Source organism: Leclercia sp. LSNIH1, assembly GCF_002902985.1.
Classification (GTDB): Bacteria; Pseudomonadota; Gammaproteobacteria; order Enterobacterales; family Enterobacteriaceae; genus Enterobacter.
Genome location: NZ_CP026167.1, coordinates 4,069,138 through 4,089,307, shown reverse-complemented (window position 1 = coordinate 4,089,307; position 20,170 = coordinate 4,069,138). Strand labels below are relative to the sequence as shown.

Here is a 20,170-nt window from a genome sequence, read left to right as displayed (position 1 = left end):
AGAAACGTTTCTCTGGCGACCCGTGGCTACTCTAGTACGATTTATAGGGGCTTAATAGTAGGTCCGTTCGGGCTAACTGGTGTGATCAGTAGCTTGCGAGCCATTACGCACTGTTTCTGACTCCTCTTTCCAGTTTTTATGCTTGGTTGTTTTGCCAATCCCCGGGTTCATACTGTTAGTTGGGTCATTAGCGCGATAAAACTGTTTTAATGAATCCGGTGCTTCGTAAATGTGACCGACATTGTGTTCCGCCGGATATTGCGCGCCGCGCGCCTTCAACAGGGCCAGCATTTGCGCCTTCAGGGCGTGGGCATCGACCCCTTTTTTAACGATGTAATCCTGGTGGAAGACGTAACACATAAAGTGGCCGTAATAGAGCTTATGCACCAGCTGGCTGTCGATCTCCGGCGGCAGTTTTTCGAACCATTCGGTATCGTTGCGGCGCAGGGCGATATCCAGCGCCAGAATATCCTCTACCTCGTCGGCGTGAACCGCCTGATAGCGGATCGCGGCGCCAGCAGCGGCAAAGCGGTGTAAAAAGGCCTTGCTGCCCTCTTCCGGGGTGCAGGCAAAGAAATCCCCCTCCGCGGTTTTGAAGAATTCGCTCAACCAGCTTTGCGCTTCGGCAATGCCGTCGCCCGCCATTTTCAGCAGCAGGTGATGTTCATACTTATCCCGCCAGCTTTTCATCCGCGGCGGCAGGTGTGCCGGGAATGCGCTGCCCAGCTTCTGCATGAAGCGGTCGGTAAAGTTAGGCTTAAACAGCGACACCTTCTCCAGCATCGCATCGGTGCGTCCCTTCATGGTGAAGAAGAAGGGCATCTTGTCGGTGCCGAGCTTGTCGATCATCAGGAAGGTGTCTTTGCCATAGCGTTCGGCGATGTCGTAAATATCCCGGTGCATATACTCGCCGGCAACCGGCAGATGGGTAAACTCCCCGAGAATGTGGCGACGGATAGTGGTCAGCACCTCCGGCTGGTTGGTGCCGATATAGAACACCTGCTGGCGTTTCTCGGCCGGGAAGGTGTCCAGGCGTACGGCAAAGACCGCCAGCTTGCCGGCACAGCCGGAGGATTCAAACAGACGGTCCGGGTCGGCGTTATAGCGCGCCGGGGTGTCGGCATCAATTTCACGTACCCGGCTGATGTAATCATGGTCGTGAGCGTGGCGCCCGTCATGCAGGACATCGCTATCTTTAACGCGGTCATCATCCAGCTTGCTGAGGATCTGCTCCGGCGTGACCCCTAAATCGATACCCAGATGGTTCACCAGCGTCAGCTTGCCCTGCTCATCGATGCGGGCGAACAGCGACATTTCGGTATAGGCCGGGCCGCGCTGCACCAGCGAGCCGCCGGAGTTATTGCAGATCCCGCCGATCACCGAGGCGCCAATACAGGAGGAGCCAATCACCGAATGCGGCTCCCGGCCCAGCGGCTTGAGCGCCTTTTCCAGGGAGTAGAGCGTGGTGCCCGGGTAGGCCAGCACCTGCTCGCCCTTATCCAACAGATGCAGCTTATCGAGGCGCAGGGTGCTGATGATGACAATGTCGCGATCGTAATCATTGCCGTTCGGCGTGGAGCCTTCGGTCAGGCCGGTATTGGCCGCCTGCATCAGAATGATTTTGTCTGCCGCGACGCAGGCATTAAGTACCCGCCACAGCTCCAGCAGCGTGCCCGGGAACACCACCGCCAGCGCGTCCCCTTGGCCGGAGCGAAAGCCCTTGCGGTAGCGGGCGGTTTTTGCGGCGTCGGTAAGCAGGTGCGCCTGGCCTACCAGACGTGACAACTCGTTAATGAAGCTGGTGTTATCGTGCAGTTGTACAGAAGACATCATCCACCCCTTGTGGTTATTCAAATGCGTCGTCGAAAATCATAGCGCGATTAATGTTTAAGCGAACGACTATTCACCAGAAAAATCAGAGAATAAACCCTGCAACGTTCAGAGGGTTTATGGCACACTGCGCTTTTCGTACGGTCTGGCCGCGACTATCCGGCGGTTATTGATGAGAGAGTAAACGAAATGAAATGGCTCTGTTCTGTAGGTGTGGCTGTAAGTCTGGCGCTGCAACCCGCGCTGGCTGACGACCTGTTTGGCAATCATCCGCTCACGCCGGAAGCCCGGGACGCATTTGTAACCGACCTGCTTACTAAGATGTCGGTTGATGAGAAAATCGGCCAGCTGCGCCTCATCAGCGTCGGGCCGGATAATCCGAAAGAAGCCATTCGCGAGATGATTAAAAACGGGCAGGTAGGGGCGATTTTCAACACCGTCACCCGCCAGGATATCCGCAAGATGCAGGATCAGGTGATGGAACTCAGCCACCTGAAAATCCCGTTATTCTTCGCCTATGACGTGGTTCACGGCCAGCGTACCGTCTTCCCGATCAGCCTCGGCCTGGCCTCCTCCTTTAACCTCGAGGCGGTGAAAACCGTCGGTCGCGTCTCTGCATACGAGGCGGCGGATGATGGCCTCAACATGACCTGGGCCCCGATGGTGGACGTCTCCCGCGATCCACGCTGGGGCCGCGCCTCAGAAGGCTTCGGGGAGGATACTTATCTCACCGCGACGATGGGTAAAACCATGGTAGAAGCGATGCAGGGCAAAAGCCCGGCAGATCGCTACTCGGTGATGACCAGCGTCAAACACTTCGCCGCCTATGGCGCCGTGGAGGGCGGTAAAGAGTACAACACCGTCGACATGAGCCCGCAGCGCCTGTTTAACGACTATATGCCGCCGTACAAAGCGGGTCTGGATGCCGGCAGCGGCGCGGTAATGGTGGCCCTGAACTCCCTGAACGGGACGCCGGCCACCTCCGACAGCTGGTTGCTGAAAGAGGTTCTGCGCGACAAGTGGGGCTTTAAGGGCATCACCGTCTCCGATCACGGGGCGATCAAGGAGCTGATCAAGCACGGCACGGCGGCGGATCCGGAAGATGCGGTGCGGGTAGCGCTGAAATCCGGCATCAACATGAGCATGAGCGATGAGTACTACAGCAAGTACCTGCCGGGTCTGGTGAAGAGCGGTAAGGTCACCATGGCGGAGCTGGATGACGCCACGCGCCATGTTCTGAACGTCAAATATGATATGGGGCTGTTTAACGATCCGTACAGCCACCTGGGGCCAAAAGAGTCTGACCCGGTAGACACCAACGCTGAAAGCCGCCTGCACCGCAAAGAGGCGCGTGAAGTGGCGCGTGAGAGCCTGGTGCTGCTGAAAAACCGTCTCGAGACCCTGCCGCTGGCGAAATCTGGCACCGTGGCGGTGGTGGGCCCGCTGGCCGACAGCAAACGCGATGTGATGGGCAGCTGGTCTGCGGCAGGCGTGGCGGATCAGTCCGTCACGGTGCTGACGGGCATTAAAGATGCGCTGGGCGACAAAGGCAAAGTGATTTACGCCAAAGGGGCCAATGTCACCAACGATAAAGACATCGTCACCTTCCTCAACCAGTATGAAGAGGCCGTGAAGGTCGATCCGCGCTCCGCCCAGGAGATGATTGACGAAGCGGTGAATGCTGCGAAGCAGTCTGATGTGGTCGTGGCCGTCGTGGGTGAAGCTCAGGGGATGGCGCATGAAGCCTCGAGCCGTACCGATATCACCTTGCCGCAAAGCCAGCGCGATCTGATTGCCGCGCTGAAAGCCACCGGCAAGCCGCTGGTGCTGGTGCTGATGAACGGCCGTCCGCTGGCGCTGGTGAAAGAAGATCAGCAGGCTGACGCGATTCTGGAAACCTGGTTCGCCGGTACCGAGGGCGGTAACGCCATTGCCGACGTGCTGTTTGGTGACTACAACCCGTCGGGTAAACTGCCGATGTCCTTCCCGCGCTCGGTGGGGCAGATCCCGGTCTATTACAGCCACCTGAATACCGGCCGTCCTTACAACGCCGACAAGCCGAACAAGTACACCTCGCGCTACTTTGACGAAGCCAATGGTCCGCTCTATCCGTTTGGTTATGGCCTGAGCTACACCACCTTTAAGATTTCTGAGGTGAAAATGTCGGCCCCGACCATGAAGGCGGACGGCACGGTGACCGCCAGCGTGGATGTCACCAACACCGGCAAACGTGAAGGGGAGACGGTGGTTCAGATGTACGTTCAGGATATTACCGCCTCCATGAGCCGCCCGGTAAAACAGCTGCGTGGCTTTGAGAAGGTTAACCTGAAACCGGGTGAAACGAAGACCATCAGCTTCCCGATCGACGTGGATGCGCTGAAGTTCTGGAATCAGCAGATGAAATATGACGCTGAGCCAGGCAAGTTCAACGTCTTTATCGGTACGGATTCTGCCCGCGTAAACAAGGGTGAGTTCGAACTGCTGTAAAAATAGCCCGGCGCTGCCGGGCAATATCCAGACGGGGCCGCCTCACCTGATTCGTGATCGGCCCCGCAATTTTTTTCCCGTCCCGCCTGAAACCGACCTGATTCCCTCTTTTTTATCCCTCCCTGGCAGGTGATTTGTGATGATTTTCACACTTCATTTTTGCCGCCCCTGATAAAACGTGAACCCCATCAAAAGCCCTTTCTACCGCCTTATCCTGGCGTGACGATCTTCACTCTTCGCTCAAAATCCCCAGACAGGGCCCGCGAGCAGGGGGATAAAACGGCGTTAAATGCCTGTCACTTAACAGCTGACAGGTATCAACATGAAGCTCTCGTTAGAAAATGTCGTTCTCGACCGCAGCGGTCTGACTCCCGTCACCGATCTCCTCCAGGGGCTGATTGCGACCCTCGCCCAGGCCGGTGGCGGTACGCTGGTGATCACGCCGGGTACCAACCTGACGGGCACGCTGGTATTACCGTCAAACTTCACCCTGCATCTGGAAGCCGGTGCGCGTCTGCTGGCGAGCCCCCATGAGGCGGACTACCAGGCCTGCGAAACCCAAAGCATGGCCGAGCTTTCCAGAATGGCGCTCCTCTATGCGCGTGATGCCCATCACCTGACCCTGTGCGGTCCAGGCTGCATCGACGGCAATGCCAGCGCCTGGTTTGCGCCAGCGCCGGACGCCCAGGGCTACCGTCAGCCGAAAACCCATCGTCCGCGCATGCTGGTGCTGGAAGGGTGCGAGCAGGTGCGGATCGCCGATATCACGCTGTACGACGCACCCATGTGGACCGCGCACCTGGTCAGCTGCAGGCATGTTTTTATCAAACAGATCACCATTGATAACGATCTGGCGCTCTCCAATACCGATGCGCTGGATCTCGACAGCTGCCAGCATGTGCACCTCAGCGACAGCTATTTCAGCGCCGCCGACGACGGCATCTGCCTGAAGACCACCGCCAAAAGCGCAGCGTTGCAGCAGCCGATGGAGAACGTCACGGTCAATAACTGCATCATTCGCTCAAAAAGTTGCGCCATCAAAGTGGGCACCGAGACCTTTGCCGACATCCGCAACCTGGTGGTCAGCAACTGCGTCATTTTCGAATCCAACCGCGCCATCGGCCTGGTCTCCCGCGACGGCGGACGGTTCAGCCAGATGCTGTTCAGCAATATCGTCTTTGATTGCCGGCACGGCGATCCCTGCCACTGGGGAAAAGCCGATCCGGTCTTTGTCTCCGTCCGCCACCGCGCGCCCAACGTCGCGCCCGGCGAGATAAGCCAGGTCACGTTCTTAAGCCTCAGCGGAAGCGGGGAAGGGGCTATCAACCTGCACAGCGACGTGCCGGGCGCCATTCACGACATCACCTTTAACGGGCTGAGCTTCTCTCAGCGCCTGAGCGCCAGCGAGGAGCAGGGCTGCTATGACGTGCGCCCTCCCTGTAACCCCGCGCGCCCGACAGGGATGGGACTGGATAACGCCTGGCGCGTTAACCCGCAAACGGGGCGCGCCTACGGCGTAGAACGCTATCCGCACGGACTGCCCGCGCTCTATGCCGCAGGTGTTGAGGGATTACAGCTGCACGTCATCCAGATTGCCCGTCCGCTGCCGTTACCTGCGGGCTGGGATGAAGAGAGCATCCGAACTTACCCGGCGAATACAGGGAATACAAAATGATAAAAAAAGTGCGAGAAATTAAACTGCGTAACTATGTCTGTTACGGGCTGGCAGATGTGATTGGCTCCGGTGCCTTCACGCTGGTCAGCGCCTGGCTGCTGTTTTTCTTAACCACCTTCTGCGGGCTGACGCCGATTCAGGCGGGCTCGCTGTTTGCGGTGGCGCGTATTGTCGATGTGATCATGTGTCCGGTCATCGGCTACATTTCCGATAACTTCCATAAGACGGCGCTGGGCCGACGCTTTGGCCGTCGCCGCTTCTTCCTGCTGGCCAGCATTCCGCTGGTGTCGGTCTACAGCCTGCTGTGGGTGGAGGGCTTCAATTACTGGATGTACCTGCTGTTCTACATCCTGTTTGAGATCGTTTACACCATGATCATCATCCCGTACGACACCCTGTCGGCAGAGATGACCTCCGACTTCAAAAAGCGCTCAAAACTCACCAGCGCCCGCATGTATATCGCCCAACTGGCCGGTTTTGCTGCCGCCTTCCTGCCGGGACGTCTGGTGGCATACTTCGGGCCGGAGTCGTCAGCGTCATTCTTTTATACCGGCGCCATTTTCACCGTCTCCTTTATGATCGTACTGTTCTTTGTCTACTTCGGCACCTGGGAACGTTCGCTGGAGGAGATCCAGCAGAGCGAAGCCCACAGTGAAGAGGAAGAGAAGGAGCCGCTGGCAACCCGGACGTACCATATCTATTACGATTTCCTCTCCACCCTGAAAATCAAAACGTTCAGATCGCACCTCGGGATGTATCTGGGCGGTTCAGTGGCGCAGGATATCTTCAACTCCGTCTTTACCTACTTCGTGGTCTTCGCCCTGATGACCTCGTCGGTGATGGCCTCTAACCTGCTCGGCGTGATCAATGCCCTGCAATTCTTTGGCGTCGGGATCGCCACCTGGCTGACCCTGCGTTACTCCCCGTCCCGGGCCTTCGCCACCCAGGCCTCAATGGCTCTGGTGGCCTTTGCCCTGCTGGTGTCAGCGTACTTCCACCAGACCGGTGGGATGGTACTGCTGTATGCCGGGGCGGCGATTGCCGGCCTGGCGCGCGGCGGGATCTACGCCATTCCATGGAATAACTACACCTTCGTGGCAGACGTGGACGAGATCCTCACCTGTCAGCGTCGGGAGGGGATCTTCGCCGGCTTTATGAGTCTGCTGCGTAAGGCCTCTCAGGCGATGTCGATTTTCCTTGTTGGCGTGGCATTGCAGATGTCGGGCTTTGTCTCCGGGCAGTCCGCGCAGCCGCAGTCTGCCATCAACATGATTATGGTGATCATGATTGTGCTACCGATGATCCTCACCGTCTGGGGGATCTGGTCGGCCTGCCAGTTCCGCATCAACAGCCGCACCCACGCCATTCTGAACGAAGAGGTGGCGCGCCTGAAGCAGGGCGGCAGCAAGGCGACCGTCAGCGCGGAAAACCGTGCGGTTATCGAAAGCCTGACCGGTATGCCGTATGAGCACTGCTGGGGCGAGAACACCGTTGGCTATCTCAACCGCAAACGGATGATGGCGCGTCAGAGCCCTCCGCAATTCACCAACGCCTGATCCTCACAGGCTGACCGGGTCCGGGCCCCCGGTCTTTCAGGACGAAGCACATGACAGAACACAGCGTATATATTCAGCAAGGGATCTGGGCCAGACTGGGTCTGCCCCGGGAACTGAGCTGGGGTTTTATCGGCATTTTTCTGTTTATTACCGGTGCCACCATCGAGCAAAGCTGGCTGGCCTCGATGCTGCAAAACCGCGGCTTTGATGCGTTTCACATCAGCCTGCTCTCATCGGTGTTCGGCCTGTGCGTGGCGGTGATCTCCTGGTTTGCGGGGATCGGCGCGGGGGTACTGGGCCTGCGTCGTCTGATGTGGAGTGCCACGGCGATCTACTTTCTCGGTTCGATCCCGTTTATCGGCTATGCCCTGCCGCAGGGAAACTACCCCCTGATGGTCGCCAGCTACGCCCTGCGCGGCGTGGCTTACCCGCTGTTTGCCTACTCGTTTCTGGTCTGGATTAACCAGCGCTGCGAGCCGCGTATCCTGGGGCGGGCGGTTTCCTGGTTCTGGATCGCCTTTGGCGTGGGGATGACCATTATCGGACCGTGGTACGCCAGCCTGATGCTGCCGCGGATCGGCGAAACCGCCACCCTGTTGAGCGGCTTTATCTTTGTGGTACTGGGGGCGTTCTGCGCGCTGGTGCTCAATCCCGATCGGCCGCAGACGGCGCAGGGCGGCAGCATGGGGGCGGCACTCACCGAAGGGATCATGGTGATGGTGCGGGAGCCTAAAATGCGTCTCGCGGTGATCGTCAAAACCATCAACGACATCGGCAAATTTTCGCTGGTGATCCTGATGCCGGTCTACCTGCCGCGCTTTGGCTTCAGTATCGCGACGTGGCTCACCATCTGGGGGCTGGTGAACGTTGTTAATATTTTCGCCAGCTACTTCTTTGGCTGGCTGGGGGACACCATCGGCTGGCGTAACACGGTGGTCTGGTTCTCCGGCACCCTGTGCGGGCTGGCGATGGTGGCGGTATGCTACGCCCCGGTGCTGTCTGGTAACAGCGAGCCCGCGCTGTTCTGCGCCTTAGCGCTCTATGCCATTGGGCTCGGGGCGTTCGGGCCGCTCAGCGCGCTGATCCCCTCCCTGCTTCCTGATAACAAAGGCGCGGCGATCGCCTGCCTCAATCTGGGCTCCGGCCTGAGCAACTTTGTCGGGCCGCTGATTATCACCCTCTGCGTGGCCCCCCTCGGCGTGGAGGGAACGCTGTGGGTGATCGCCATGCTCTACTTTGCCGCCAGCGTGCTTACCCTGCCGTTAAAACTGCCTGAGACGCGCTAAAACGCCACTTATCGACTACGCTTTTCTCTCAAGCCTCTGAAAAAGGCGGCAAAATCATGAGGAAAGCGGAATGACTATTTTAAAGGGGATTGTTGGTTCAGCGGCGCTGCTGGCGGCGTTGAGCCTGCCATTACAGGCAGCGGAGCCGGTAAAGGTCGGGTCGAAAATTGATACGGAAGGGGCGCTGCTGGGCAATATTATTTTGCAGGTGCTGGAGAGCCATGGCGTCAAAACCGTCAATAAAGTGCAGCTGGGTACTACCCCGGTAGTGCGTGGCGCCATCACCTCCGGCGAACTGGATATCTACCCGGAATATACCGGCAACGGGGCCTTCTTCTTCAAAGATGAAAATGACCCGGCGTGGAAAAATGCCAGCAATGGCTACGAGAAAGTGAAAAAACTCGATGCCGAACAGAACAAGCTAATCTGGCTTACCCCGGCTCCGGCGAATAACACCTGGACCATCGCGGTACGCAAGGATGTGGCGGAGAAAGGCAAACTCACCTCCCTTGAGGATCTCAGCCGCTACCTGAAAGAGAAGGGTGATTTCAAACTCGCCGCCTCAGCCGAGTTTATCGAACGCCCGGATGCCCTGCCTGCCTTTGAAAAAGCCTATGACTTCAAGCTCGATCAGAGCCAGCTGCTCTCACTGGCGGGGGGTGATACCGCCGTCACCATCAAAGCAGCCGCTCAGCAAACCTCGGGCGTGAACGCGGCGATGGCCTACGGTACCGACGGCCCGGTAGCGGCGCTGGGTCTGCAAACCCTCACCGATCCAAAAGGCGTTCAGCCGATCTATGCCCCGGCGCCGGTGGTGCGCGAGGCGGTGCTGAAGGCTTATCCGGAGCTGGACGCCTGGCTGAAGCCGGTATTTGAAACGCTGGATGAGAAAACCCTGCAACAGCTGAACGCCAGCATTGCAGTCGAGGGGCTGGATGCCAAAAAAGTGGCGGCAGATTACCTGAAGCAAAAAGGGCTGGTGAAATAACCCGCCGCAGGACTGTGCTGTGCCGATAAGATGTCATAACCGCGTGCTGCTGCTGATGGCTCTCATTGCCCTGGCTGCAGCCGCGCTACCCTTTGTGAATTTTGCCCCGAACCGGCTGGTGTCCGGGGAAGGGCGTGCCGTCTGGCAGGTGTGGGCGTTCTCGCCTGCACTGCTGCTTATTGTGCCGGGTCTGTTAATCGTGCTTGCACTGATGCGTGGTCGCGGGGCAGTGGTGGCGACGCTTGTGGTGTGCGAGCTGCTGTTCGCCGGGCTGGTCTGGAGCGCGGGGCTTGCCGCCACGCATCTTGCCAGCAGCGAAAGTCCGCTGGCGCGCACTGCCGTGGGCAGCGGCCTGTGGCTCTGGCTGGCGCTCTGCCTGCTCGCCTGCAGCGATGCCATTCGTCGGCTTAACCTGCCGCCGCTCTGGCGCTGGCTGCTGCAGGCGCAAATCTGGATCCTGCCGTTGCTGCTGCTGTTCAGCGGCGAACTCAACGCCCTCTCGCTGATGAAAGAGTACGCCAACCGGCAGGATGTCTTTAACGATGCCGGGCAGCAGCACCTCACGCTGCTGCTGGGCACCCTCATCCCGGCCCTGCTGATTGGCGTGCCGCTGGGGCTGCTTTGTTATCGCCGTCCGGCCTCTCAGGGGCCAGTGTTTGCGGTGCTGAATATCATTCAGACCATCCCTTCCGTGGCGTTGTTCGGCCTGCTGATTGCCCCGCTTGCCGGGCTGACCCGCGCCTGGCCGTGGCTGTCTTCGCTGGGCATTGCCGGAACCGGCCTGACGCCCGCGCTGATCGCCCTGGTGCTCTATGCCCTGTTGCCGCTGGCGCGCGGGGTGCTGGCGGGGCTCAGCCAGGTGCCCGCCGAGGTGCTGGAGAGCGCCGACGCGATGGGGATGAACAGCCGCCAGCGTTTCTGGCAGATCCAGCTCCCGCTGGCCCTGCCGGTGCTGTTGCGCGGCCTGCGCGTAGTGGCGGTGCAGACCGTGGGGATGGCGGTGATAGCGGCCTTAATTGGCGCCGGAGGATTCGGCGCGCTGGTGTTCCAGGGGCTGCTGAGCAGCGCCCTGGATCTGGTGCTGCTGGGCGTTATACCGACCATCGTGATGGCGGTGGTGGTGGACGCGCTGTTTGCGCTGTGGATCGCCCTGCTGCGAAGGAGAACCGATGATTGAGTTTGATGATGTAAGTAAAACCTTTGCCGGCGAGCCCGCGGTCAGCAATCTGGATCTGACCTTTGCCGAAGGGGCCTTCACGGTGCTGGTGGGCACCTCGGGCTCGGGCAAATCGACCACCCTGAAGATGATCAACCGACTGGTGGAGCATGACAGCGGTCTGATCCGCTTTGCCGGGCAGGAGATCCGCAGCCTGCCGGTGCTGGAGCTGCGTCGGCGGATGGGTTATGCCATTCAGTCCATCGGTCTCTTCCCGCACTGGACGGTGGCGCGCAACATCGCCACCGTGCCGCAGCTGCAAAAATGGCCTCGGCAACAGATTGACGACCGGGTGGATGAACTGATGGCGCTGCTGGGGCTGGATCCTGCCCTGCGTGAGCGCTATCCGCACCAGCTTTCAGGCGGGCAGCAGCAGCGGGTCGGTGTGGCGCGGGCACTGGCCGCTAACCCGGAGGTGCTGCTGATGGATGAACCTTTTGGCGCCCTCGACCCGGTCACCCGTAGCGCGTTGCAGCTGGAGATGACCCGCATCCATCGCATTCTGGGGCGGACCATTGTTCTGGTAACGCACGATATCGACGAGGCGCTCCGGCTGGCAGACCACCTGGTGCTGATGGACAGCGGCAGGGTAGTGCAGCAGGGGACGCCGCTGGCGCTGCTGACCCGACCGGCGAATGGATTTGTGCGCGAGTTTTTTGGCCGCAGCGAACTGGGCGTACGCCTGCTGTCGCTGCGCACGGTCGGCGAGTCGATGCGCCCGGAAATCACCTCGGGCGAGTCCAGCCCGCTGCGGGCGTCCATGAGCCTGCGGGATGCGCTCTCGGCATTTGTCAGCCAGGGCTGTGAGCGTCTGCCGGTGGTGGACGATCAGGAAAGGCCGTGCGGCACGCTCTGGTTTCGCGATCTGCTGGCCCGGGAGGCGTCGTGAGGCTATTACGCGATCCACTTCTGTGGCTGGTGGCGCTGTTTGTGGCGCTCCTGTTCCTGATGCCCTACAGCGCGCCGCTCTTCAGCGCGCTGTTCCCGGAGCTGCCGCGCCCGGTCTACCAGCAGGAGAGCTTCGTTAGCCTGACGCTCGCCCACTTCTGGCTGGTCGGCATCTCCAGCCTCTTTGCCATCGTGGTGGGGGCAGGCGCCGGGATTGCCGTAACGCGGCCGGCGGGCCGGGAGTTTCGCCCGCTGGTGGAGACCATCGCCGCCGTCGGGCAGACCTTCCCGCCCGTGGCGGTACTGGCCATTGCGGTACCGGTGATGGGCTTTGGCCAACAGCCGGCGATTATCGCGCTGATCCTCTATGGGGTGCTGCCGATTTTACAGGCGACGCTGGCGGGGCTGGCGGCAGTGCCCGCGGCGGCCATCAGCGTAGCCGAAGGGATGGGGATGAGTGGCTGGCAGCGCCTGCGCAACGTCGAGCTGCCGCTGGCCGCGCCGGTGATGCTGGCGGGGATCCGCACCTCGGTGATTGTGAATATCGGTACCGCAGCCATTGCCTCAACGGTAGGGGCAAACACGCTGGGGACGCCGATTATTATCGGCTTAAGTGGCTTTAATACCGCCTATATTATCCAGGGTGCGCTGCTGGTGGCGCTGGTGGCGATTGTGGTCGATCGCGCCTTCGAACGGCTGGCACGAAGCCTCAGCCAACACCGCCACGGACAATAAACGAATAACCTGCCAGCATCACGCCCCCAATACCGCTGACGGCCATGAGAAAGAAGAGGGTGATAACCGCGACTTTGGTTGCCTTCATAATGTGCTCCTGATGTTAACAGGGCGATTATACGGTGAAGCGCGGGTGTTAATGAACCATTAATTGCCTTTCAGCGGGAAGACGGGATAGCCGTGCGCCTGCCACTGGGTGAGCTGCTGCTCCTGCGCCGCCGTCGGTGATTCTCCGCACCAGACCAGCAGCGTCTGTCCGTCGAACAGCTCCGGGCGCAGCTGAGCCAGCGAATGCGCCAGCACGTCGACGCGCCAGCCCTGCTGGGCGGCAATCCACGCTTCAAACCACAGGCGAGTCGTGTCGTGCACGTTCCAGCCGACTACCAGCGCATCTTTGCTGTTCTTCTTTCGCGCCGTAGCAAGATAAATACAGATATAGTTGATAAGTACGCCGTCCAGCGCGCTCAGCAGTGCCTGGAGCGTGGGCTGCTGCGATTGCAGACGCCTTCGTAACGGGATGAACAGTTGGGTAATAAGGGTTTGCGCAGGGTATTCACTGCCTCGTTCCTTGATCCATATACGCAGACGGTGCAGATGGCCGCATTGCAGATAACGCAGCAGCACCTCCTGTTGTTCGCGCCAGATGTCCTGCTCCTTCTGACCTTCCGGGCTCAATAGCGTTTTAACCTTCCCGACCTGGACGCCATTATCGATCCAGCCTTTGATCTCACGGATCCGGTCGATATCCGCATCCGTAAACAGCCGGTGGCCACCGTCGGTTCGCTGCGGTTTCAGTAATCCGTAACGTCGCTGCCATGCCCGTAACGTCACAGGATTGATATCACACAGGAGTGCCACTTCTCCTATCGTGTAGAGCGCCATGTTTTCCCTCCGGCTTGCGCATGCCCAGATTAACTGTAGACGGAGAATGCTGAACCAGGAAGTTTCGCTCTTTTTTCCCAAAAAAAATGCGAATATCAGATTATGTTCGGCTAAAGGTGTGATGGCTCACACGAAAACACATTTTCGTTCTTTGACTGCAAAGAAAGTTATTGCGCTTCGGTGTATGTTACGCGCTTTAAGAATTTGCGGTTTGTGGGTATGTACGAATTTAATCTGGTGTTGCTGCTGCTTCAGCAGATGTGTGTGTTTCTGGTCATCGCGTGGTTGATGAGTAAAACACGCCTGTTCATCCCCCTGATGCAGGTCACCGTTCGTCTGCCGCACAAGCTGCTCTGCTACGTCACCTTCTCTATCTTCTGCATTCTCGGCACCTATCTGGGCCTGCATATCGAAGACTCCATTGCCAACACCCGTGCGATCGGCGCGGTGATGGGCGGCCTGCTCGGCGGCCCGGTTGTCGGCGGACTGGTGGGGCTGACCGGGGGACTGCACCGCTACTCAATGGGCGGCATGACGGCGCTGAGCTGTATGATTTCGACCATTGTCGAAGGGCTGCTTGGCGGCCTCGTCCACAGCGTGATGATCCGTCGCGGTCGCCCGGATAAAGTCTTCAGTCCCCTTACTGCAGGCGCGATAACCCTGGTGGCCGAGCTGGTACAGATGCTGATCATTTTGCTGATCGCCCGTCCCTTCGAGGATGCCCTGCATCTGGTGGGCAGCATTGCCGCGCCGATGATGGTCACCAACACCGTAGGCGCCGCGCTGTTCATGCGCATCCTGCTTGATAAGCGGGCCATGTTTGAAAAGTACACCTCGGCCTTTTCGGCAACGGCGCTGAAGGTTGCGGCCTCGACGGAGGGGATCCTGCGTCAGGGCTTTAACGAAGAGAACAGCATGAAGGTGGCGCAGGTGCTGCACCAGGAGCTGGATATCAGCGCGGTCGCCATTACCGATCGCGAAAAGCTGCTGGCTTTTACCGGCACCGGCGATGACCATCACCTGCCAGGCAGACCGATTTCGTCCGCATATACGCTTCGCGCCATCGAGACTGGTGAGGTAGTCTACGCCGACGGTAACGAGGTGCCGTACCGCTGCTCGCTGCATCCGCAGTGCAAGCTGGGCTCGACGCTGGTGATCCCCCTGCGCGGTGAAAACCAGCGGGTGATGGGCACCATCAAGCTGTATGAGGCGAAAAACCGTCTGTTCAGCTCCATCAACCGAACATTAGGAGAGGGGATCGCCCAGCTGCTCTCGGCCCAGATCCTCGCCGGGCAGTATGAGCGGCAGAAGGCGTTGCTCACCCAGTCGGAGATCAAGCTCCTGCACGCTCAGGTGAACCCGCATTTTCTGTTTAACGCCCTCAATACCCTGAAGGCAGTGATCCGTCGGGACAGCGATCAGGCAACGCAGCTGGTGCAGTTTCTCTCGACCTTTTTCCGTAAGAACCTGAAGCGGCCCTCGGAAATTGTCACCCTTGCGGATGAAATTGAGCATGTGAATGCCTATCTGCAAATCGAGCAGGCCCGGTTCCAGTCGCGTCTGCAGGTGACGCTGTCGGTGCCGGATGAGCTGGCCTGGCAGCAGCTGCCAGCCTTTACCCTGCAGCCGATTGTGGAAAACGCCATCAAGCATGGCACCTCCCAGCTGCTGGGCACCGGCGAGATCGCCATCACCGCCAGCCGCTTTAACCGCTATCTGGTGCTGGATATTGAAGACAATGCCGGGCTCTATAGCGGTGCAAAAGAGGGGGGAGGCCTGGGAATGGGGCTGGTGGACAAGCGTCTGCGCGCCCATTTTGGCGAAGATTGCGGCATTACCGTCACCTGTGAGCCCGACAGCTTTACCCGTATAACCTTACGACTGCCTCTGGAGGAACACGCATGTTGAATGTGCTGATTGTCGATGACGAGCCGTTAGCGCGAGAAAACCTGCGATTTTTGCTGCAGGAGCACAGCGATATTGAGATTGTCGGCGAGTGCGCTAACGCCATTGAAGCCATTAGCGCCGTGCACAAGCTGCGTCCCGACGTGCTGTTTTTGGATATCCAGATGCCGCGCATCAGCGGCCTGGAGATGGTGGGCATGCTCGACCCGGAACATCGACCCTACATTGTCTTTCTCACCGCCTTTGATGAATACGCGGTAAAAGCGTTCGAAGAGCACGCCTTTGACTATCTGCTGAAACCCATCGAAGAGCCGCGGCTGGAAAAAACGCTTAACCGCCTGCGCCAGGAGCGCAACGTGCAGGACGTATCGCTGCTGGCGGAACACCAGCAGCCGCTGAAGTTTATCCCCTGTACCGGCCACAGCCGGATCTATCTGCTGCAGATGGAGGACGTGGCTTTTGTCAGCAGCCGGATGAGCGGGGTGTTTGTCACCAGCCACGAAGGCAAAGAGGGCTTTACCGAGCTGACGCTGCGTACTCTGGAGAGCCGCACGCCGCTGCTGCGCTGCCATCGCCAGTACCTGGTGAACATGGCGCATCTGAAAGAGATCCGCCTTGAAGAGAACGGTCAGGCGGAACTGGTGCTGCGCGCCGGACAGACGGTGCCGGTCAGCCGTCGCTACCTGAAAAGTTTGAAAGAGGCGATAGGGCTGTAAAACTGCTACACTGCGCGCCATTGCATCATCGACACTCGAAGGCTCTATGCTCAGTAATGATATTCTTCGTAGCCTGCGCTACACCCTGAAAGCAAATAACAACGACATGGTGCGCATTCTTGCGCTTGCCGACATGGAATCCACCTCGGCCGGGTTCGACACCTGGATGACCAAAGAGGACGAGGAGGGGTTTGTTCGCTGCCCGGACATCATCCTCTCCGGTTTTCTGAACGGCCTGATCTACCACAAGCGTGGCAAAGATGAATCTGCGCCTGAGCTGTCGCTGGAGCGTCGTGTAAACAACAACACGGTGCTGAAGAAGCTGCGCATCGCCTTTTCACTGAAAACCGACGATATTCTGGCCATCATGAGCGAGCAAAAGTTCCGCGTCTCAATGCCGGAAATCACCGCCATGATGCGCGCGCCGGACCATAAAAACTACCGCGAGTGTGGGGATCAATTCCTGCGCTACTTCCTGCGTGGGCTCACCAACCGGGTGCATGCCGCGAAGCCGTAATGTTGCCCGGCGGCGGGCCTACAGGTTATGGAGGCCGGGTAAGGCGAAGCCGCCACCCGGCAAAAAGGCATAAAAAAAGCCGGAGATTATCTCCGGCTTTTTTATTTATTTCACCTGGTGACCAGGCAGCGCACCGCTGTCCGGGCTTAACAGGAAAATATCTTTCCCGCCAGGACCTGCGGCCATCACCATCCCCTCAGAGATGCCGAAGCGCATTTTGCGCGGCGCAAGGTTCGCCACCATCACCGTGTGGCGACCAATCAGCGCCTGCGGGTCCGGGTAGGCGGAACGGATGCCGGAGAAGACGTTGCGCTTCTCGCCGCCCAGATCGAGGGTCAGGCGCAGCAGCTTATCGGAGCCCTCCACAAATTCCGCGTTTTCGATCAGCGCCACGCGCAGATCGACCTTCGCGAAATCGTCAAAGGTGATGGTTTCCTGAATCGGATCGTCCGCCAGCGGGCCGGTTACCGGTGCGGCGGCGGCTTTCACCTCTTCTTTCGAGGCTTCAACCAGGGCTTCAACCTGCTTCATCTCGATGCGGTTGTAGAGCGCCTTGAAGGCGTTCAGCTTATGGCCGAGCAGCGGCTGATTGATGCTGTCCCAGCTCAGTTCGGTGTTCAGGAACGCTTCGGTACGCGCGGCCAGCTGCGGCAGAACCGGCTTGAGGTAAGACATCAGCACGCGGAACAGGTTGATACCCATGGAGCAGATCGCCTGCAGGTCAGCGTCGCGGCCTTCCTGTTTGGCAACTACCCACGGTGCCTGCTCGTCAACGTAGCGGTTCGCCAGGTCGGCCAGGGCCATGATTTCACGCACCGCTTTACCAAACTCGCGGCTCTCCCACGCTTCGCCAATCACGGCAGCCGCGTCGGTGAAGGTTTTGTACAGCTCAGGATCGGCCAGTTCCGCCGCCATCACGCCGTCGAAACGCTTGGCGATAAAGCCGGCGTTACGGGAGGCCAGGTTGACCACTTTGTTCACGATATCGGCATTGACGCGCTGCACGAAATCTTCCAGGTTCAGGTCGATATCGTCGATACGGGACGAAAGCTTCGCCGCGTAGTAGTAGCGCAGGCTGTCGGCATCAAAGTGGTTCAGCCAGGTGCTGGCTTTAATGAAGGTGCCGCGCGATTTGGACATCTTCGCGCCGTTCACGGTGACATAGCCGTGGACAAACAGGTTGGTCGGCTTGCGGAAACCGCTGCCTTCCAGCATGGCTGGCCAGAACAGGCTGTGGAAGTAAACGATGTCTTTGCCGATGAAGTGATAGAGCTCGGCCGTGGAATCTTTTTTCCAGTATTCGTCGAAGCTTACGGTATCGCCGCGCTTGTCGCACAGGTTCTTGAAGGAGCCCATGTAGCCGATAGGCGCATCCAGCCAGACGTAGAAGTATTTGCCCGGCGCGTTCGGGATTTCGAAGCCGAAGTAGGGTGCATCGCGGGAGATATCCCACTGCTGCAGGCCGGATTCAAACCACTCCTGCATCTTGTTCGCCACCTGCTCCTGCAGCGCGCCGCTGCGGGTCCACGCCTGCAGCATTTCGCTGAACGAAGGCAGGTCGAAGAAGAAGTGTTCGGAGTCACGCATCTCTGGGGTCGCGCCGGATACCACGGACTTCGGCTCAATCAGCTCGGTTGGGCTGTAGGTCGCGCCGCACACTTCGCAGTTATCGCCATACTGGTCCGGCGACTTACATTTCGGGCAGGTGCCTTTCACGAAACGGTCCGGCAGGAACATGCCTTTTTCCGGATCGTAGAGCTGAGAAATAGTGCGGTTTTTGATAAAACCGTTCTCTTTCAGACGGGTGTAGATCAGCTCCGACAGCTCGCGGTTTTCGTCGCTGTGCGTGGAGTGATAGTTGTCATAGCTGATGTCGAAGCCAGCAAAATCGGTCTGATGCTCCTGACTCATTTCGGCAATCATCTGCTCCGGGGAGATACCCAGCTGCTGCGCTTTCAGCATGATTGGCGTGCCGTGCGCATCGTCTGCACAGATGAAGTTTACCTCGTGGCCGCGCATTCGCTGGTAACGGACCCAGACATCAGCCTGGATATGCTCCAGCATGTGGCCGAGGTGGATTGAGCCGTTAGCGTACGGCAGAGCGCACGTCACCAGAATTTTTTTCGCGACTTGAGTCATAGTAGGTATTACTTCTTTTAGCTGTAAAAAGGGTTTTTGATGTTACCCGAAAGGGAATAACTACGCCAAGTGATAAGGGCATTAATCCATAAATGAATAATTGTTACCTCTGGGGTAAACTTGGTAATTACATCTCTTTTTCAGAACAACTACAAAGGAGTCGGGATGAGTTCTCAATCCCAGGCCAAATCACCGGAAGCCTTGCGCGCAATGGTTGCCGGGACGCTGGCTAATTTTCAGCACCCCACCCTGAAGCACAATCTCACCACGCTGAAAGCGTTACATCACGTGGCGTGGCTGGATGATACCCTGCATGTCGAACTGCATATGCCTTTCGTCTGGAGCCATGCATTCGAGACGCTGAAAGAACAAACCAGCGCCGAGCTGCTGCGCATCACCGGGGCGAAAGCCATCGACTGGAAATTAACCCATACCATCGCCACGCTGAAACGGGTGAAGAACCATCCGGGTATCAATGGCGTGAAAAATATCATTGCGATCAGTTCCGGCAAGGGCGGGGTAGGGAAATCCTCCACCGCCGTGAACCTGGCGCTGGCGCTGGCCGCTGAAGGGGCGAAGGTCGGTATTCTGGATGCCGATATCTATGGCCCGTCAATTCCTAACATGCTGGGCGCGGAAAATCAGCGCCCGACCTCGCCGGATGGCACCCATATGGCGCCGATTATGGCTTACGGTCTGGCGACCAACTCCATTGGCTATCTGGTTACCGACGACAACGCCATGGTGTGGCGCGGGCCGATGGCCAGCAAGGCGCTGATGCAGATGTTGCAGGAGACAATGTGGCCGGATCTCGATTATCTGGTGCTCGATATGCCGCCTGGCACCGGTGACATTCAGCTGACCCTGGCGCAGAACATCCCGGTGACCGGCGCGGTGGTCGTCACCACTCCGCAGGACATCGCGCTGATTGATGCCAAAAAAGGCATTGTGATGTTCGAGAAGGTTGAGGTGCCGGTGCTGGGTGTCGTTGAAAACATGAGCATGCATATTTGCAGCAACTGTGGTCATCATGAAGCCATCTTCGGCACCGGCGGGGCAGAAAAACTGGCTGCGCAGTATCATACCCAGCTGCTGGGACAGATGCCGCTGCACATTACGCTGCGTGAAGATCTGGATAGCGGCAAGCCGACCGTCGTCAACCGCCCTGAAAGTGAGTTCGCTGAGATGTATCGTCAGCTGGCAGATCGCGTTGCCGCACAGCTTTACTGGCAGGGTGAGGTGATCCCGGGCGACATCGCGTTCCGCGCGGTGTAAGCCTTTGCCGGGTGGCGCTTTGCTTGCGCGGGCCTACACCTCAGGCCAGGTAAGCGAAGCGCCACCTGCGCATTA

At 58.8% G+C, this 20,170-nt stretch carries 16 protein-coding genes; 12 read left to right on the top strand and 4 right to left on the bottom strand.

The window, feature by feature from the left end; all coding sequences use genetic code 11:
• Positions 1 to 72 precede the first annotated feature (72 nt).
• Positions 73 to 1,830, bottom strand: a complete 1,758-nt coding sequence (gene dld, locus C2U54_RS20230) for a D-lactate dehydrogenase (RefSeq protein WP_103180298.1) — start codon at positions 1,828 to 1,830, stop codon at positions 73 to 75.
• Between the two features lie 189 nt (positions 1,831 to 2,019).
• Here dld and bglX point away from each other — a divergent pair, with 189 nt between their 5' ends.
• The 8 genes from bglX to C2U54_RS20190 all read left to right on the top strand — a co-directional run bounded on the left by bglX (position 2,020) and on the right by C2U54_RS20190 (position 12,661).
• Positions 2,020 to 4,317, top strand: a complete 2,298-nt coding sequence (bglX, locus tag C2U54_RS20225; protein ID WP_103180296.1) for a beta-glucosidase BglX — start codon at positions 2,020 to 2,022, stop codon at positions 4,315 to 4,317.
• A gap of 322 nt (positions 4,318 to 4,639) precedes the next feature.
• A complete protein-coding gene (locus C2U54_RS20220; RefSeq protein ID WP_103180294.1) occupies positions 4,640 to 5,992 on the top strand; it encodes a glycoside hydrolase family 28 protein in 1,353 nt (450 codons plus the stop codon).
• Entirely contained in the window at positions 5,989 to 7,548 is a 1,560-nt protein-coding gene (locus tag C2U54_RS20215) for an MFS transporter (RefSeq protein ID WP_103180293.1), read from the top strand. The genes C2U54_RS20220 and C2U54_RS20215 overlap by 4 nt, the downstream gene beginning before the upstream one ends.
• Positions 7,549 to 7,598: 50 nt before the next feature.
• Positions 7,599 to 8,834 (top strand): MFS transporter, encoded by a 1,236-nt coding sequence (locus C2U54_RS20210; protein WP_103180292.1) that lies wholly within the window; start codon positions 7,599 to 7,601, stop codon positions 8,832 to 8,834.
• A 70-nt stretch (positions 8,835 to 8,904) separates the two neighbouring features.
• Positions 8,905 to 9,822: a glycine betaine ABC transporter substrate-binding protein OsmF gene (osmF, locus tag C2U54_RS20205; RefSeq protein WP_103180290.1), complete on the top strand. Its 918-nt coding sequence runs from the start codon at positions 8,905 to 8,907 to the stop codon at positions 9,820 to 9,822.
• Between the two features lie 19 nt (positions 9,823 to 9,841).
• Entirely contained in the window at positions 9,842 to 10,999 is a 1,158-nt protein-coding gene (locus tag C2U54_RS20200; RefSeq protein WP_103180288.1) for an ABC transporter permease, read from the top strand.
• On the top strand, positions 10,992 to 11,927 hold the full coding sequence (locus tag C2U54_RS20195; RefSeq protein ID WP_103180286.1) for an ABC transporter ATP-binding protein: 936 nt from the start codon (positions 10,992 to 10,994) through the stop codon (positions 11,925 to 11,927). Before C2U54_RS20200 ends, C2U54_RS20195 begins: the two co-directional genes overlap by 8 nt.
• Positions 11,924 to 12,661: an ABC transporter permease gene (locus C2U54_RS20190; RefSeq protein ID WP_103180284.1), complete on the top strand. Its 738-nt coding sequence runs from the start codon at positions 11,924 to 11,926 to the stop codon at positions 12,659 to 12,661. The genes C2U54_RS20195 and C2U54_RS20190 overlap by 4 nt, the downstream gene beginning before the upstream one ends.
• Here C2U54_RS20190 and C2U54_RS20185 read toward each other — a convergent pair.
• Positions 12,636 to 12,749, bottom strand: a complete 114-nt coding sequence (locus tag C2U54_RS20185) for a protein YohO (RefSeq protein WP_072036698.1) — start codon at positions 12,747 to 12,749, stop codon at positions 12,636 to 12,638. The two genes, C2U54_RS20190 and C2U54_RS20185, sit on opposite strands and share 26 nt — an antisense overlap.
• A 59-nt stretch (positions 12,750 to 12,808) precedes the next feature.
• A complete protein-coding gene (gene mlrA, locus C2U54_RS20180; RefSeq protein ID WP_103180283.1) occupies positions 12,809 to 13,543 on the bottom strand; it encodes an HTH-type transcriptional regulator MlrA in 735 nt (244 codons plus the stop codon).
• A 219-nt stretch (positions 13,544 to 13,762) separates the two neighbouring features.
• On the opposite strand from mlrA, the gene C2U54_RS20175 reads away from it, so the two are divergent.
• Genes C2U54_RS20175 through C2U54_RS20165 form a run of 3 tightly spaced genes read left to right on the top strand, consistent with a single transcriptional unit; the run spans position 13,763 to position 16,681 of the window.
• A complete protein-coding gene (locus C2U54_RS20175) occupies positions 13,763 to 15,451 on the top strand; it encodes a sensor histidine kinase (protein WP_103180281.1) in 1,689 nt (562 codons plus the stop codon).
• Positions 15,445 to 16,164 carry a two-component system response regulator BtsR gene (gene btsR, locus C2U54_RS20170; RefSeq protein ID WP_103180279.1) on the top strand — a complete coding sequence of 240 codons (720 nt, stop codon included), beginning with the start codon at positions 15,445 to 15,447 and terminating at the stop codon, positions 16,162 to 16,164. Before C2U54_RS20175 ends, btsR begins: the two co-directional genes overlap by 7 nt.
• A gap of 46 nt (positions 16,165 to 16,210) precedes the next feature.
• A complete protein-coding gene (locus C2U54_RS20165) occupies positions 16,211 to 16,681 on the top strand; it encodes a DUF1456 family protein (RefSeq protein WP_103180277.1) in 471 nt (156 codons plus the stop codon).
• Between the two features lie 105 nt (positions 16,682 to 16,786).
• On the opposite strand, the gene metG is transcribed toward C2U54_RS20165, so the two are convergent.
• Positions 16,787 to 18,820, bottom strand: coding sequence for a methionine--tRNA ligase (gene metG / locus C2U54_RS20160; protein WP_103180275.1), 2,034 nt, complete (start codon positions 18,818 to 18,820; stop codon positions 16,787 to 16,789).
• Positions 18,821 to 18,985: 165 nt separating this feature from the next.
• Between metG and apbC the strand changes: the two genes are divergently transcribed.
• Positions 18,986 to 20,095, top strand: coding sequence for an iron-sulfur cluster carrier protein ApbC (gene apbC, locus C2U54_RS20155; protein ID WP_103180274.1), 1,110 nt, complete (start codon positions 18,986 to 18,988; stop codon positions 20,093 to 20,095).
• Positions 20,096 to 20,170 lie beyond the last annotated feature (75 nt).